Origin of the sequence: Janthinobacterium sp. LPB2021202312-11-4 (assembly GCF_037049705.1) — a bacterium.
GTDB lineage: Bacteria > Pseudomonadota > Gammaproteobacteria > Pseudomonadales > Pseudomonadaceae > Aquipseudomonas.
Map to the genome: position 1 here is coordinate 64,880 of NZ_JBAGKV010000024.1, position 15,425 is coordinate 80,304.

Genomic DNA, 15,425 nt, shown 5'->3' on the forward strand with positions numbered 1-15,425 from the left:
GCGATCTTTTGATCTTCAGGTTCTAAAGCGTCGAACCAACCCATCCAATTCATTCGACAACCCGGCCAAACTCTGGGAGTCAATCCGCGCCGAGTTCGCCAGTTCCGCCACCAACTGCGCATCGCCATGAATCTGGCTGATGTGCCGATTAATGTCTTCGGCCACCTGATGCTGCTCTTCAGCGGCGGTCGCGATCTGCGTGTTCATGTCGCGAATCACGTCCACCGACTCACGAATCTGCCCAAAGCTATTGCGCGCTTCACCGATGCGGGTCACCGACTGCTGCGACACTTCCAGGCTCGCGTGCATCTGCTGCGTCACCTGGCTGGTGCGCTTGGCGAGGTTGCCGAGCAAGCCGTCGATTTCTGCCGTCGAGTCGGCCGTGCGTTTGGCCAGCGCGCGAACTTCATCCGCCACCACCGCAAAGCCACGCCCTTGTTCACCGGCCCGCGCCGCTTCAATCGCGGCGTTCAGCGCCAGCAGGTTGGTCTGTTCGGCAATCGAGCGAATCGTCCCCAGAATCGACTGAATGTCATTGCTGTCCCGCTCCAGTTGCTGCATCGACTGGGCCGACGATTCGATTTCCTGGCTCAAGCGATCCACGCTGGTCACGGCGGCATCGATCTGCTGCTGACCTTCCCGGGCCTGACGCTGGCCACTGTCGGCCGATTCAGCGGCCTGGCTGCACGAACGCGCAACTTCGTTGGCGGTGGCAACCATTTCGTGGAACGCCGTGGACACCATGTCCACCGCTTCACGCTGACGCCCGGCGGCTTCGGCCATGTCACTGGAGACCCGGGTCGAGCTCTGGGAGGTGGCGAGGATTTTATTCGCGGCGCCGCCGATGCTTTGAATCAGGTTGCGGATCGCCGCCAGGAACTGGTTGAACCAGTTGGCCAGTTGCGCGGTTTCGTCGCTGCCACGGATTTCCAGGCTCTTGGTCAGGTCACCTTCACCTTGGGCGATGCCCTCCAGGCCGCTGGCCACGCTGCGGATCGGACGCACGATGACGCTGGCGAAACTGGCGCCGACAATGGCGAAGAACACGGCCAGCACGGCGGCGATGACTGCGATCAACCAGGTCAGTTGGGTCGCCGAACTCATCACGTCGGTTTGCTTGATCAGGCCGATAAAGGTCCAGCCCAGTTGCTCCGACGGCCAGACGTTGGCCATGTAGCGCTCGCCATTGAGCTCGACTTCCACCAGGCCTTTGCCAGCCTTGGCCAGTTGCGCGTAGCCCTCGCCGAGGCTGCTCAGGGCCTTGAAGTTGTGTTCCGGCTGCTTCGGATCGACCAGCACGGTGCCGGTGTTTTCCAGCAGCATCAGGTAGCCGGTTTCACCGAGCTTGATCTGTTTGACGATTTCGGTGAGCTGCTTGAGCGTCACATCGATGCTGACCACGCCGCCGTTGCTGCCCAACTTGTTGTCGATGGTGCGCACGGTGCTGACGTAGGACGCATCGTCCTGGGCCCAGTAATACGCCTCGGTACGGAACGGCTTGCCCGGTTTGGCCTGGGCGGCCTTGTACCAGGGACGCTGGCGCGGGTCGTAGTTGTTCAGTTTGGCGTCGTCCGGCCAGGACACATAACCGCCCGCTGCCGTGCCGACGATCGCGTAGGCGTAGGACGGATGAGTGTTGCCCAGGTCCTGGAGCAGCGCGAAGACTTTTTTGTCCATCTCGCCCTGAGGAATGCTCTCGGCGTTGGCGGCCATGTAAGTCTTGAGGCTGTCGTCCGTGTTTTTGATCAACGGCTGGGACGCGAGGTAATCGACGTTCTGGCTGATGCCGTCGAAAAACAGCTGCATGGCGTTGCTGACCTGACGGATCTCGCGGCCACTGCTGTCGACAAAACCTTCCTTGGCATCACTGCGCAAGTTCAGCACCACGAGCGTGGCGACCAGCACCACCGGCAAGCAGGCGATGATTGCAAACGCCCAGGTCAACTTCTGTTTAATGTTCATCCGCGCTCCAGATTTTTCTTGTAGGCCCACGCAGTGCAGATGACTCGGGGATTATTGGCAGCCGAAAACGATCGTGATCGACTCGATTCCTTGAGTACGGCATCGTCGTTTTAGTCGGGGACGATTGTCGGACAAATCCTTTTCTCTCTGAGGACTTCGGCTGAAAAAACGGGAAATTGAGGCCTAACGAGAAAAAACCTACAAATAGGAGGCGGTTGGATGTCAGCTTCTGTCGTAAATGCCCTCACATCCCTGCGCCATCAAGTGTCGGCGGCTCGGCTATGATCTGCATCGGTCGATGGGCGGTGCGGAATTTGCCGGCTAAATTCGGCACATTGTGTGCATCCGCAATGTTCATAGGTCGGTAACCCCTCCCCGAGGTGCGAGGATTGCCGTATAACGAATGACTTTCGCGTGTTTGGTAATAAAGGACCCACAATAAAAGCTGATGAAGACTCCAAAACGCATTGAACCCCTGATCGAGGACGGTCTGGTCGACGAGGTGCTGCGCCCACTCATGAGTGGTAAAGAAGCAGCTGTTTATGTGGTGCGCTGCGGTAATGAGCTACGTTGCGCGAAGGTCTACAAGGAGGCGAATAAACGCAGTTTCCGCCAGGCGTCCGAGTATCAGGAAGGCCGCAAGGTACGCAATAGCCGACAGGCTCGGGCGATGGCCAAGGGCTCCAAGTTCGGCAAGAAAGAAACCGAGGACGCCTGGCAGAACGCCGAAGTGGCGGCCCTGTTCCGTCTGGCCGGCGCCGGTGTGCGCGTGCCCAAGCCGTATGACTTCCTTGAAGGCGTACTGCTAATGGAACTGGTGGCCGATGAATACGGCGATGCCGCGCCGCGTCTGAATGACGTGACGCTGGAACCGGACCAGGCCCGCGAATACCACGCGTTCCTGATTTCCCAGATCGTGCTGATGTTGTGTACCGGTCTGGTGCACGGTGACCTGTCTGAGTTCAACGTACTGTTGACCCCGACCGGCCCGGTCATCATCGACTTGCCTCAGGCTGTGGATGCGGCGGGTAACAACCACGCGTTCAACATGCTGGAGCGGGACGTGGGCAACATGGCGTCGTACTTCGGGCGGTTTGCGCCGGAGTTGAAAAAGACCAAGTACGCCAAGGAAATGTGGGCCTTGTACGAAGCCGGCACCTTGCACCCGGCGAGCATCCTGACCGGCGAGTTCGATGAGCCGGAAGAGTTGGCGGATGTGGGTGGTGTCATTCGCGAAATCGAGGCGGCACGCCTGGATGAAGAGCGTAAACAAGCGGTGCGCGCGGCCGATGATGCGCCGCCGAACAAAACCGAAGAGCCGCCTCCACCGTGGATGCAGTGATCGGTTAAAAAAACCCGGCTTCGGCCGGGTTTTTTACAGAACACGCATACCCCGTAGGAGCTGCCGAAGGCTGCGATCTTTTGATCTTGTTTTTTAAGATCAAGATCAAAAGATCGCAGCCTTCGGCAGCTCCTACGAATACCTGCACACTCAAGGATTGAATGTGAACTCCACCCGCAATGCTCAGTTGATCATCACTGCCCGCATGATCTCCGATTTCGGCGCGTTCCTCAACATGGTCGCCCTGGCCACTTACGTTTATGTGCTGAGCAACAGCGCCATGAGCGTGGCGATTTTCCTCGCCAGCCGCGTGGCCGGTGGAATCTTTGCCAGCCTGATCGGCACCACGTTCTATCGCCGCTTTGCCGGGCGCCTGCCGCTGATGGCCTTCGATCTGTTGCGCGCCGGGGTGCTTGGCTTGCTGCTGATTCTGCCAGTGACCCAACAAGTATTGCTGCTGCCGGTGATTGCCTTTGGCCTGGGGTTCGGCAATTCGATGTTCGCCATCGGCCTCAACAGCCAGTTGCCGAACCTGATCGAACGCGAGCACCTGCTCAAGACCAATGCCTGGATCACCTCGGCGGCGTCGATTGCGATGGTCGGCGGCAGTCTGGTGGCGGGGTTGGTGGTGGCGGCGTTTGGCTTTGAAGCGGTGTTTGCGCTGAACGTGGTCACTTACCTGCTGGCGGCACTGTTGATTGTGCCGTTGCGTTTCAGCGCGGCAACAACCGGTGCTGAACCCGATTCTGAGCGAGGGCAGTGGTCGGCATTGCTCCAGGGTTTGCGCAGCGCTCCGGTGTTGGCGGCGATGCTTGCCGTGGCCATGGCGGACACCTTGGGCAGTGCCGCCCACAACGTCGGGTTCCCGATCATCTCGCGGCTGCTGACCCCGGAATCGGCCAGCACCACGTTGGGCCTGATGCTGGCGGTCTGGGCCAGCGGAAAACTCATCGGCGCGCGGATCGCCAGTCGCCTCAAGGGCTCGGACAACATCAACCTGGAACGGCGATTTTTCTACGGCGTGCTGCTGATGTCCTGCGGTTTCATCCTGATGTTCCAGCAGCAGACGCTGTACGGTTTGCTGCTGTTTTCATTGCCCGCCGGGCTGGGCGACGGTTTTTCCGAAGTCGGCCTGATGTCGCGCCTGCAACGGGAACCGGATCACCTGCGCCTGCCGATCTTCAGTTTCCTGACCTTGCTGCAAATGACCGGGTTCGGCGTCGGCATGCTGCTCGCCGCGCCGTTCTATGCCTGGTGGACGCCGGGCATGGTGGTGCTGTTGTTCCACGGCATTCCCCTCAGCACGTTGCTGGTGGTGAAGTTGTTGTCCCTCAGGCGCGGGCCGGTTCGGCGCAGCAGCCCGACGCCAGCTCCTTGAGGATCGGGCAGTCCGGGCGGTGGTCGCCCTGGCAATGCTCGACCAGGTCTTGCAAGGTGTCGCGCAACTGGCCGAGTTCGCGGATCTTCTGGTTTAACTCGTCGATATGCTGACGGGCCAGGGCCTTCACATCGGCGCTGGCCCGCTGGCGGTCCTGCCAGAGGGTCAGCAGTTTGCCGACCTCTTCCAGGGAAAACCCCAAGTCCCGGGAACGCTTGATAAAGGCCAGGGTGTGCAGGTCGTCATCGCCATACACCCGGTAGCCGCTGTCGGTGCGATGGGCAGCCTTGAGCAAACCGATGGACTCGTAATAACGGATCATCTTCGCGCTCAGGCCGCTATGGCGGGCCGCTTGGCCGATGTTCATCGGTTGTCCTCCAGGTCCTTGGGTTTCCAGGTTTTCAACAGTAACGCATTGCTCACCACGCTGACGCTCGACAGCGCCATCGCCGCGCCGGCCAGCACCGGGTTGAGGAAGCCGAACGCCGCCAGCGGAATGCCGATCAGGTTATAGACGAAGGCCCAGAACAGGTTCTGGCGAATCTTCGCGTAGGTCTTGCGACTGATCTCCAGCGCCGCCGGCACCAGCCGTGGATCGCCGCGCATCAGGGTGATTCCGGCGGCATGCATCGCCACGTCGGTGCCGCCGCCCATGGCGATGCCGATGTCCGCCGCCGCCAACGCCGGGGCGTCGTTGATGCCGTCGCCGACCATCGCCACCACACCGGTTTTCTTCAGCTCGGCGACGGTGGCGGCTTTGTCCGCTGGCAGCACTTCGGCGTGAACATCGGTGATGCCCAAGGCTTCAGCAACGACTTTGGCACTGCCCCGGTTATCGCCGGTCAGCAGGTGGCTGCTGATGTTGCGCGCGTTGAGTTGCTGGACTGCTTGCAGGGCGCCGGGTTTGAGGGTGTCGCCAAACGCGAACAGGCCGAGGACCCGGGGTTCGGGGCTTTGCTCGATCAGCCAGGACAAGGTCCGGCCTTCGGTTTCCCAGGCTGTCGCGGAATCGGCCAGGGACCCCGCGCTCAACGCGCTTTCTTCCAGCAGGCGCCGATTGCCCAGCGCCAACCGGCGTCCGTCGAGGGTGCCGGCAATGCCGCGCCCGGTCAGCGACTGGCTGTCGGTGACATCGGCCGCCGCCAATCCGCGCTCGGCGCAGGCGTCCAGCACAGCCTTGGCCAGTGGGTGTTCGCTGCCCCGTTGCAGCGCACCGGCCATTTGCAGCAGGGCGGCTTCGTCACCGTCGAGCGCACTCAAATGTGCGATACGCGGTGCGCCGGAGGTCAGGGTGCCGGTCTTGTCGAAGACCACGGCGCTGACTTCGTGGGCGCGCTCCAGTGCTTCGGCGTCTTTGATCAGAATCCCGTAGCGCGCCGCCACGCCCGTGCCGGCCATGATCGCGGTCGGCGTGGCCAGGCCCAAGGCGCAAGGGCAGGCGATCACCAGCACGGCGACGGCGTTGATCAGCGCGGTTTCAATCGGCGCGCCGTACAGCCACCAACCGATCAGCGTCGCCAGGGCCAAAACCAAAACCGTCGGCACGAACACCTGGCTGACTTTATCCACCAGTTTCTGGATCGGCGCTTTCGCCGCTTGAGCGTCTTCGACCAAGCGAATGATCCGCGCCAACACGGTTTCCGCGCCAAGGGCCAAGGTGCGCACCAGCAACCGGCCTTCGCCATTGATTGCGCCGCCGGTGACCTTGTCGCCGGGTTGTTTCGGCACCGGCAGGCTTTCGCCGCTGATCAGTGCTTCGTCGGCATGGCTTTGGCCTTCCACCACTTCGCCATCCACCGGGAAACGTTCGCCGGGTTTGACCATGACCAGGTCATTGAGGCGCAGCGCGCTGATGGCGACGTCTTGCTCACGGCCATCGATCACTTGAATCGCCCGTTCCGGACGCAAGGCTTCCAGTGCGCGAATGGCGCTGGCGGTCTGGCGTTTGGCGCGGCTTTCCAGGTATTTGCCCAGCAGCACCAGCGCGATCACCACGGCCGAGGCTTCGAAATACAGGTGCGGCATGCGCCCGGCGGCAGTCGCCCATTCGTACAGGCTCAAGCCATAACCGGCGCTGGTGCCTAGCGCGACGAGCAAATCCATATTGCCGGCCCCGGCGCGCACGGCTTTCCACGCGGCCACGTAAAACCGTGCGCCGAAGATGAATTGCACTGGCGTGGCCAAGGCGAACTGCACCCAGGCCGGGAGCATCCAGTGCACGCCGAACGGTTGCAGCAGCATCGGCAACACCAGCGGCAAGGCGAGGGCGATGGCCGCGAGCAAGATCCAGCGCTCACGCTGCAGACGGGATTGTTGATTGTCGGTCGGGTGTTCGACTTCCCAGACGCTGGCGCTGTAGCCAGCCTTGGTTACGGCGGCGATCAGGGTTTGCGGATCGATGTGGCCGAGCAATTCGAGATGGGCGCGTTCATTGGCCAGGTTGACGCTGACGCTTTTCACTCCCGGCACCTTGCTCAAGGCCCTTTCGACCCGACCGACGCAGGACGCGCAGGTCATGCCGTCGATGCTCAACTCCAGACTTTGTTGCGGCACGCTGTAGCCCGCCTGCCGCACGGCGTCCATCAAGGCGGGCAGGCTGTCGCGGGGGGCTTGAATGCGCGCCTGCTCGGTGGCCAGGTTGACGCTGACTGCCGTGGCGCCGATGACTTTGCTCAAGGCACGCTCGACACGCCCGGCGCAACTGGCGCAGGTCATGCCGGCAATCGGCAGATCGAAAGTGGTGGATTCGGACATCGGTCACGCTCCCTGTAGAAAGTGCCTACAGGATCAACCTTGCCATGCGGGCAAGGTCAAGCGCCATGTCGCAGATCAAAAGATCGCAGCCTTCGGCAGCTCCTACATTGAGCGCGTGTTAACCCGATCCCGTAGGAGCTGCCGAAGGCTGCGATCTTTTTTACAGGCGACTCAATATTCCAGAGCCGCAGGCTTGAGGTACATCCCTTCCTGCGTCATCGCAATCCGGAACTTCAGCACATCCCCGGCCTTGAGCGTGATGATCTGCGAACCCGGCGCCAGCATCCCCGGGTTGCAGCCCGACGTCCCGCCCGGCAATAACTTCAGGCGCAGGGAGACATTGCCCGGCGGCAGGTTGAATGAGGTGCTTTGCTCCTGGAACAGCCGCGCGGACAGTTGATCCTGGATGTACACGCCGATCTCGCAGTTGGTCGATACTTCCAGCCGTTCGCGGGAAATGATCAATACACCGTAATCCTCCCCGGCGGCGTTGGCCGAAGGCAGGGCGGCGAAAAGGCTGAGGAAGCCAAACAGGCTGAGAGCTGACCAGCGCATGGCTGAATCTCCTGAGGTGAAGTCATTGATGAACGCAGCTTGGCCGAGCGCGACGCCGATTGCCAGCCCGGCAGATTGTTTCAGAACTTGACCTTGCCATGATGGCAAGGTCGAGACTGCCGGCAACCTCACTAAAGGAGTCTCACCATGCAAGTGTTCAACGTTCAAGGCATGTCCTGCGGTCACTGCGTCAAGGCCATTACTCAAGCCCTGCAAGCCAAGGACCCGGCGGCCAGCGTACGGGTGGATCTGGCGACGAAAGAAGTCGGCGTCGAAAGCGCACTGACCGCCGAGCAGGTGATCGCGGCGATCACCGAAGAAGGCTACGAAGCCAAAGTCGCCTGACACACCTGCTTTTGCTTCTGTAGGAGCAGAGCTTGCTCGCGATAGCGCTTTGCCAGGCGACATCGATGTTGGAGGTGCCGGCCTCTTCGCGAGCAAGCTTCGCTCCTACAGAGGCGGAAGCACATTTATCCAATGTTTTTAATAGTTAGCGACCTATCGGAATGTTCAAGGCGTCCTCGCGCGGCTAGACTGTCGAGCTGCCGACCCACGCCCAACTGGATGCCTGATGAACTTCCGTACCATTCTGATTCTTGGCGCCTTGACCGCCTTCGGTCCGCTGGCGATCGATTTCTACCTCCCCGCGTTCCCGGCCATGGCGCTGGCGTTCGGCACCGACGAAAAACACGTGCAAATGACCCTTGCCGCTTATTTCCTCGGCTTGTCCATTGGTCAGTTGCTCTACGGTCCGGTGGCGGATCGGTTCGGGCGGCGTATTCCGTTGCTCACCGGCGTCGGCTTGTTCACGGTGGCGTCCCTGGCCTGCGCCTTCGCGCCGAACCTGGAATGGTTGATGGGCGCGCGATTCATCCAGGCCCTGGGCGGTTGCGCGGGGATGGTGATCGCCCGGGCGGTGGTCAGTGATAAATGCGACGCGGTGGGTTCGGCCAAGGTCTTTTCACAGCTGATGCTGGTGATGGGACTGGCGCCGATCCTGGCACCGATGCTTGGCGGGCTGTTGGTCAACACCAGTGGCTGGCAGTCGATCTTCCTGGTGCTGACCGGGTTTAGCGCCCTTGCTGCACTGGCCGTGGCCCTCGGGTTGCCGGAAAGCCTGCCGGATTACGTGCCGCGTCAACCGTTGAAGGGGGCATTGCGTCAGTACGGCCGGTTGCTGGCCGATCCGGTCTACCTCGGCCACGCCCTGACCGGCGGTCTCGCTGTCGCAGGGATGTTCGCCTACATCTCCGGTTCACCGTTTGTTTTCATCAAGCTTTATGGCGTGCCTGCCGAGCATTTCGGCTGGCTGTTCGGTACGAACGCGGCGGGTTTCATTCTGGTGGCGCAGGTCAACGCACGACTGCTGGCCAAGCGTGGCCCGGCGTTCCTGCTGGCCCGCACGGTCTGGATTTACCTGGGCGCGGGCCTGACGTTGCTGGCGGTCAGCTCGCTGCACACCGAACAGCTATGGCCGCTGCTGATTCCACTGTTTGTCTGCATCGCCAGTCTCGGTTGCATCCTCCCCAACGCTTCGGCGTGTGCCATGAACGGGCAGGGCGCTCGTGCCGGTAGCGCGTCGGCGCTGCTCGGGTGCCTGCAATTCAGCATCGCCGCCGGGGCGTCAGCGCTGGTGGGGGTTTTACACGATGGCAGCGCCATGCCGATGGCCATGGTCATCAGCCTGTGCGGAATTCTGGTGGTGAGCGTGGCGATGCTCACCCGACGTTTACAAAATGCTCGGGCACTGGCCCAAGCCGAAGCTTGAAGACGGACTTAGCCAGCGGCACGTTGCTGGCGGTCGGGGATTTGATGAGGGGCATGGAGCCGCGCTTCCAGGGTGCGGGTGAAGGCTCGGGCTTCCGCTTCGCTGCGGAACGTGACGGCGTGTTGGTCCAGGCGGACCTGCCACAGGGATGTTGCCACTTCTTTTATCAGGATCTTCATTGCTGACCTCCTTCAGTAAAAGATTGTGTCGCAGAGGTTCCGATTGTAGACCCGAATACGATCGCAATTGTGACAACGGTCAACCTTCTGACTGACGGTGTAACGGCACAAGCTCGCAGCCAGCGCCAGCGCCCACAGGCGCGTAGGAGCTGGCGAAGCCTGCGATCTTTTGATCTTGCTTTTGTCTGCCGAAAAGATCGCAGCCTGCGGCAGCTCCTACAGGTTTTGTGCAAGACTGGAAATCCGGCACGTACGCCATACCTCGTAGGCGCTGGCGAAGCCTGCGATCTTTTGATCTTGCTTTTGCCTGCCGAAAAGATCGCAGCCTGCGGCAGCTCCTACAGGTTTTGTGCAAGACCTGAAATCCGCTACGTACGCCATACCCCGTAGGAGCTGGCGAAGCCTGCGATCTTTTGATCTTGCTTTTGTCTCCTGAAAAGCTCGCAGCCTGCGGTTACGCCTACAGGTTTTGCATCTGAGCGCTTAGAACCCTTCGAGCACAATCTTGCCCTTGGCCTTGCCGCTTTCCAGCAACTCATGGGCGCGGCGCAGGTTGGTGGCGTTGATGGTGCCGAAGTGTTCGCCCACCGTGGTTTTCAGCGTCCCGGCATCGATCAACCCGGCCACACGGTTAAGCAGGTTGTGCTGCTCAATCATGTCGGCGGTCTCGAACAGCGAGCGGGTGTACATGAATTCCCAGTGCAGCGAAATGCTCTTGCGCTTGAGCTTGGTCACGTCCAGCGCTTTCGGATCATCGATCAACGCCAGTTTGCCCTGAGGCGCCAAGGCTTCGACCAGTTGATCCAGATGCCCGTCGGTCTGGGTCAGGCTGGCGACGTGAGTCACTTGCTCAACGCCCGCCCGCTTGAGTGCTTCGCTCAGCGGTTGGCTGTGATCGATCACCAGATCAGCGCCCAACTCCCGCACCCAACTCTGGGTTTGCGGACGAGATGCGGTGCCGATCACCTTCAGCCCGGTAAGCTGGCTGGCCAGTTGAGTCAGGATCGAACCCACCCCACCCGCCGCCCCGACGATCAGCAAACTCTGACCTTCATCGGTTTTGCCTTCACGCACTTGCAGGCGTTCGAACAACAATTCCCACGCCGTGATTGCGGTCAGCGGCAGCGCGGCGGCTTCGGCAAAGCCGAGGGTTTTCGGCATATGGCCGACGATGCGCTCGTCCACCACATGCAGTTCGCTGTTGCCGCCGGCACGGGCGATGGAGCCGGCGTAAAACACCTTGTCGCCCGCCTTGAACAGCGTCACGTCGCTGCCAACGGCCTTGACCACACCGGCCACGTCCCAGCCCAGCACTTTCGCCGCGCCGCCCTCAGGCTGGACGTTCTGCCGGACCTTGGTGTCCACCGGGTTGACCGAAATGGCTTTGACTTCCACCAGCAGGTCACGCGGGCCGGCCGCCGGTTCTGGCAGTTCGATGTCTTGCAGGGCGTTGGCGTCGCTGATCGGCAGGGCGTTGTAGTAGGCAATGGCTTTCATGGCGGGCTCCGAAAAAGGAATAAAGGAAGAAATCAGGCCAGGGTGCGCAGGCGCTTGAGCTCGAAGTGTTCGAGAAAGTCGCCGGCCCTGGCGCGAAAGTGCTGGATGTGAGCGCTGTCGTCGTGGGCTTGCAGGGCTTCGTCGCTGCTCCACTGTTCGATCATGTAGAACGCCAATGGGTTGGCGAGGTCCTGGTGCAGGTCGTATTGGCCACAACCGGCCTCGGCGCGGGTCGGCTCCAGCAGGGCCCGCAGGTGTTGTTCGAGGGCATCCTGCTGGCCAGGTTTGGCGATGAGGGTGGCAATGGCGGTAAACGGCTGGGACATGTTCGACTCCTGACACTGAGTGATTTCGATGGAGCAGATGATTGGCTATTTCCCGGCAAGATAAAACCCGCTAAAAGAGCAGTCTCTTTCAATATTTTTTTGATAATCGGGGCTGAAGATGCTGCGTTTCGATGACTTGCAGTTGTTTGTCCGGGCTGCGGACTTGGGCAGTTTGTCGGCGGCGGCGCGGGTCATGGACATGTCGGCGGCCGTGGCCAGCGCGGCGTTGAAACGCATCGAACAGCAACTCGGTGCGCGATTGTTGGCGCGCTCCACCCGTAGTTTGCGCCTGACCGCCGAAGGTGAAGGCTTTCTGGAATACGCCCGGGCGGCCCTGAGCAATCTGGACGAGGGCCGGCGCTTGCTGGCCAGCGGTCAGGATCAGGTCAGCGGTGTGTTGCAACTGTCGGCGCCGTCGGATTTTGGTCGCAACCTGCTGCTGCCATGGCTGGATGAATTCCAGCGCGAGCACCCGAAATTGACTGTGCGTTTATTGTTGGGGGATCGCATCGCCGATCTGTTCCGCCAACCGGTGGACATCGCCCTGCGTTACGGCGAGCCGGAAGATTCCAGTTTGGTGGCATTGCCCATCGCCCCGCAGAACCGTCGCGTACTCTGCGCATCGCCCGATTATCTGGCTCGTCACGGCGAACCCCGACAACTGGAGCAACTGGCGCAACACAATTGCCTGCTGTTCATGCTCGGCAGCCGGGTTCACGACCATTGGAGTTTTCACGATGGCAAACGCGAAGTCGGGCTGACGGTCAGTGGCGACCGTTTCAGCGATGACGCCGACGTGGTGCGCCTGTGGGCGCTGGCGGGGGCCGGGATCGCCTACAAATCCTGGCTCGATGTAGCCGCCGACGTGCTGGCCGGTCGCTTGAAAGTGCTGATGCCGGAGCTGCTGTGTGAGCGCGCACCGCTGAATTTGCTGTGCGCCCATCGCGCACAATTGAGTAAGCCGGTGAACCTTTTGCGGGAAATGCTCGCCAGCCGATGCGCGAAATTGAGTAGTCAATTTCCTGCGTTACCGGGAGTTGATCAATAGTCGCAGGCAAATAGCGAAATTTCTGTCAGGAACTATCACCACCCGCGGCCTCCCAAGGGCAGGAACGGACGTTCAACCCGCTTATACTAGCGCCCGCCTCATGCCTGCACCGTCGAACCGGCCCGGACGCGTTCACGCTGTCATCGTCCAGGCACCAGGGCGGTCTGGATTGTTGGACGGAACGCGTTAAGTGGGCGGCATGGCTGACCCGGCTTATGACGGTTTTCGCGTCTTGGCCGACGACACATTACTGGTCAAGATGTCTCTGAGCAGTAGACGAAACGATTCAACAGGGAGTGAATACATGGAACATGCACCTTGCATCAGCCAGATCGCCACGTTGCTGGCTGACCCCAAGCGCAGCGCAATGATGTGGGCCTTGATGGATGGCACGGCGCGGCAAGCCGAAGAGTTGGCCTTGCTGGCCGGCCTGTCGCCGTCGTCGGCCAGTGCACACCTGGGGCGCCTGTCCGCCGGAGGTCTGTTGAAAGTCGAAGAGCGCGGGCGCAAACGCTTCTTCCGCCTGGCCGCGCCCGAAGTTGGCGCTGCCGTGGAAGCGCTGGCCAGTGCCACCCTGGCCAGCACCCCCCGGGAGATTCCGGAGACGATCAAGCGCGGCTCGCCCATGGGCAAACGCCAGCACGCCCCCTCGTCGCTGTTACAGGCGCGGCTCTGTGACGATCACCTGGGCGGCACGCTGGCGGCCGACCTGTTCCAGCGTTTGCTGGATGCCCGCTGGATCGAACAGTTCGACCATCGAGTCGTCGTCACCCATAAGGGCGCCCAGCAACTGGCCAAGCGCGGGGTGTTCATCCAGGCCCTGGCCCATCGCAACGCACAAATCGCCTGCGCCTGCCCCGACTGGAGTGAACGCCGTCCGCACCTGGGGGGCTCGTTGGGGGCGGCGTTGTTGCAGTTGTTCATGCAGTCGGGCTGGTTGACCTTGCCCAACGACTCCCGCGCCTTGCAGATCACCGCGACCGGGCAGCGTGAGGTTCATCGATTCGCCAAGGAAACCGAGCTGGAAATGGCGTTGTAGACGCTTCGAGACCGACGTCTGAGGCCTCGGGCGTCGTTCAGGGTTGCGGGCAGGTCGCATCCAGCAATAACCCCACGCCGCTATCGCGCACACTCGATCCCGGGACTTCGGGATTGGGGGAATGCGGCATGGAATCAATAGGCTTCAGCGCGGCAGAACGCTTGGAACGGCTGCCCATCAGCGGCTATCACCGCATCATTTTCATCATCATCGCCCTGGCGTTTTTCTTCGACTCCATGGACCTGGCGATGATGACCTTCCTGCTCGGTTCGATCAAAGCCGAGTTCGGCCTGAGCAGCGCCCAGGCCGGGTTGCTGGCCAGTTCGAGTTTCTTCGGCATGGTGCTGGGGGCGTCGTTGTCCGGGATGCTGGCCGATCGCTTCGGGCGCAAACCGGTGTTCCAGTGGAGCATCGTGTTGTGGGGCATCGCCAGTTACTTGTGCTCGACGGCGCAGAACGTCGAAACCCTGACCTTGTTCCGCATCCTGCTGGGGATCGGCATGGGCATGGAGTTTCCCATCGCTCAATCGATGCTCTCGGAACTGATTCCGGCCAGGAAACGTGGACGTTACATCGCGTTGATGGACGGCTTCTGGCCCCTGGGCTTTGTCGCGGCCGGGGTGCTGTCGTATTTCTTGCTGCCGGTGATTGGCTGGCGCGACATCTTCCTGGTGTTGGCGGTGCCGGCAGTGTTTGTCCTGGCGATTCGTTTTTTCATTCCTGAGTCGCCGCGCTGGCTGGAACAGGCCGGGCGGCATGATGCGGCGGACACGGTGTTGCTGGGGATCGAAGACCGGGTGCGTAAATCCCTGGGCCGTTCGGAACTGCCGCAGCCGATTCGCTTGCCGCGTGTGGCGAGTACGCCGGGCACCTTCTTTTCGGCGCTGCGGCAGATCTGGTCGCCGCTGTACCGCCAGCGCACGATGATGATCTGGAGCGTCTGGTTCTTCGCCTTGCTCGGCTTCTATGGCTTGACCTCGTGGCTCAGCGCCTTGCTGCAGCAATCGGGTTTTGCCGTGACGCAATCGGTGTATTACACGGTGCTGATTTCCCTCGGCGGGATTCCCGGTTTCCTCATGGCCGCGTGGCTGGTGGAGCGTTGGGGCCGTAAACCGGTGTGCATCGTGACGTTGCTGGGCGGCGGGGTGATGGCGTTTCTTTACGGCCAGAGCGCGGTGTTTGGCGGCAACGTCGGGTTATTGATCAGCTCGGGCCTGCTGATGCAATTCTTTCTGTTTGGCATGTGGGCGGTGCTCTACACCTATACCCCGGAGTTGTACCCGACCTCGGCGCGGGCCACGGGCTCGGGGTTTGCCTCGGCGATCGGGCGCGTCGGTTCGCTGCTCGGGCCATTGGTGACCGGGCTGGTGTTCCCGATAACCGGGCAGGGCGGAGTGTTCGCCTTGGGGGCGATGTGCTTTGCGATTGCGGCGGCGGTGGTGTGGGTGTTCGGGATGGAGACGCGGGGCAAGACGCTTGAAGAGCTGACTGAGCCAGTGGCGGGATAGGCCTGAAAAGATCGCAGCCTGCGGCAGCTCCTACAAGGTTATGTGTACACCTGTAGGAGCTGCCGCAGG

Annotated in this window: 14 protein-coding genes; 7 read left to right on the top strand and 7 right to left on the bottom strand. The window is 61.4% G+C overall.

The annotated features are described in order from the left end of the window. Window positions 1-15 precede the first annotated feature (15 nt). Window positions 16-1,962, bottom strand: coding sequence for a methyl-accepting chemotaxis protein (locus tag V5E99_RS22960; protein ID WP_499804533.1), 1,947 nt, complete (start codon window positions 1,960-1,962; stop codon window positions 16-18). A gap of 448 nt (window positions 1,963-2,410) precedes the next feature. Here V5E99_RS22960 and V5E99_RS22965 point away from each other — a divergent pair, with 448 nt between their 5' ends. Continuing rightward, a complete protein-coding gene (locus V5E99_RS22965) occupies window positions 2,411-3,304 on the top strand; it encodes a PA4780 family RIO1-like protein kinase (protein WP_499804534.1) in 894 nt (297 codons plus the stop codon). Window positions 3,305-3,467: 163 nt separating this feature from the next. After that, window positions 3,468-4,682, top strand: a complete 1,215-nt coding sequence (locus V5E99_RS22970; RefSeq protein ID WP_499804535.1) for an MFS transporter — start codon at window positions 3,468-3,470, stop codon at window positions 4,680-4,682. On the opposite strand, the gene cueR is transcribed toward V5E99_RS22970, so the two are convergent. From cueR to V5E99_RS22985, 3 genes are all read right to left on the bottom strand, one after another. Next, window positions 4,636-5,049 carry a Cu(I)-responsive transcriptional regulator gene (gene cueR / locus V5E99_RS22975; RefSeq protein ID WP_090175934.1) on the bottom strand — a complete coding sequence of 138 codons (414 nt, stop codon included), beginning with the start codon at window positions 5,047-5,049 and terminating at the stop codon, window positions 4,636-4,638. The two genes, V5E99_RS22970 and cueR, sit on opposite strands and share 47 nt — an antisense overlap. Beyond that, window positions 5,046-7,436, bottom strand: a complete 2,391-nt coding sequence (locus V5E99_RS22980; RefSeq protein ID WP_499804536.1) for a heavy metal translocating P-type ATPase — start codon at window positions 7,434-7,436, stop codon at window positions 5,046-5,048. Before V5E99_RS22980 ends, cueR begins: the two co-directional genes overlap by 4 nt. A 171-nt stretch (window positions 7,437-7,607) precedes the next feature. Continuing rightward, window positions 7,608-7,991 (bottom strand): hypothetical protein, encoded by a 384-nt coding sequence (locus tag V5E99_RS22985; protein WP_499804537.1) that lies wholly within the window; start codon window positions 7,989-7,991, stop codon window positions 7,608-7,610. Between the two features lie 147 nt (window positions 7,992-8,138). On the opposite strand from V5E99_RS22985, the gene V5E99_RS22990 reads away from it, so the two are divergent. Then, entirely contained in the window at window positions 8,139-8,336 is a 198-nt protein-coding gene (locus V5E99_RS22990) for a heavy-metal-associated domain-containing protein (protein ID WP_499804538.1), read from the top strand. Window positions 8,337-8,562: 226 nt separating this feature from the next. Next, window positions 8,563-9,759 (top strand): multidrug effflux MFS transporter, encoded by a 1,197-nt coding sequence (locus V5E99_RS22995; protein ID WP_499804539.1) that lies wholly within the window; start codon window positions 8,563-8,565, stop codon window positions 9,757-9,759. Window positions 9,760-9,767: 8 nt separating this feature from the next. Here V5E99_RS22995 and V5E99_RS23000 read toward each other — a convergent pair whose 3' ends face one another. The 3 genes from V5E99_RS23000 to V5E99_RS23010 all read right to left on the bottom strand — a co-directional run bounded on the left by V5E99_RS23000 (window position 9,768) and on the right by V5E99_RS23010 (window position 11,761). Continuing rightward, the gene (locus tag V5E99_RS23000) at window positions 9,768-9,938 is read right to left on the bottom strand and encodes a hypothetical protein (protein ID WP_499804540.1); all 171 of its coding nucleotides are present in this window, start codon (window positions 9,936-9,938) and stop codon (window positions 9,768-9,770) included. Window positions 9,939-10,421: 483 nt separating this feature from the next. Continuing rightward, window positions 10,422-11,435, bottom strand: a complete 1,014-nt coding sequence (locus V5E99_RS23005; protein WP_499804541.1) for a zinc-binding alcohol dehydrogenase family protein — start codon at window positions 11,433-11,435, stop codon at window positions 10,422-10,424. 32 nt (window positions 11,436-11,467) lie between these two features. Then, window positions 11,468-11,761 carry a putative quinol monooxygenase gene (locus V5E99_RS23010; protein ID WP_499804542.1) on the bottom strand — a complete coding sequence of 98 codons (294 nt, stop codon included), beginning with the start codon at window positions 11,759-11,761 and terminating at the stop codon, window positions 11,468-11,470. Window positions 11,762-11,879: 118 nt separating this feature from the next. Between V5E99_RS23010 and vimR the strand changes: the two genes are divergently transcribed. The 3 genes from vimR (at window position 11,880) to V5E99_RS23025 (ending at window position 15,356) form a co-directional block, all read left to right on the top strand. Further along, window positions 11,880-12,809 (top strand): transcription regulator VimR, encoded by a 930-nt coding sequence (vimR, locus tag V5E99_RS23015; RefSeq protein WP_499804543.1) that lies wholly within the window; start codon window positions 11,880-11,882, stop codon window positions 12,807-12,809. Between the two features lie 304 nt (window positions 12,810-13,113). After that, on the top strand, window positions 13,114-13,848 hold the full coding sequence (locus V5E99_RS23020; RefSeq protein ID WP_499804544.1) for an ArsR/SmtB family transcription factor: 735 nt from the start codon (window positions 13,114-13,116) through the stop codon (window positions 13,846-13,848). 128 nt (window positions 13,849-13,976) lie between these two features. Further along, window positions 13,977-15,356: an MFS transporter gene (locus V5E99_RS23025; protein ID WP_499804545.1), complete on the top strand. Its 1,380-nt coding sequence runs from the start codon at window positions 13,977-13,979 to the stop codon at window positions 15,354-15,356. Window positions 15,357-15,425 lie beyond the last annotated feature (69 nt).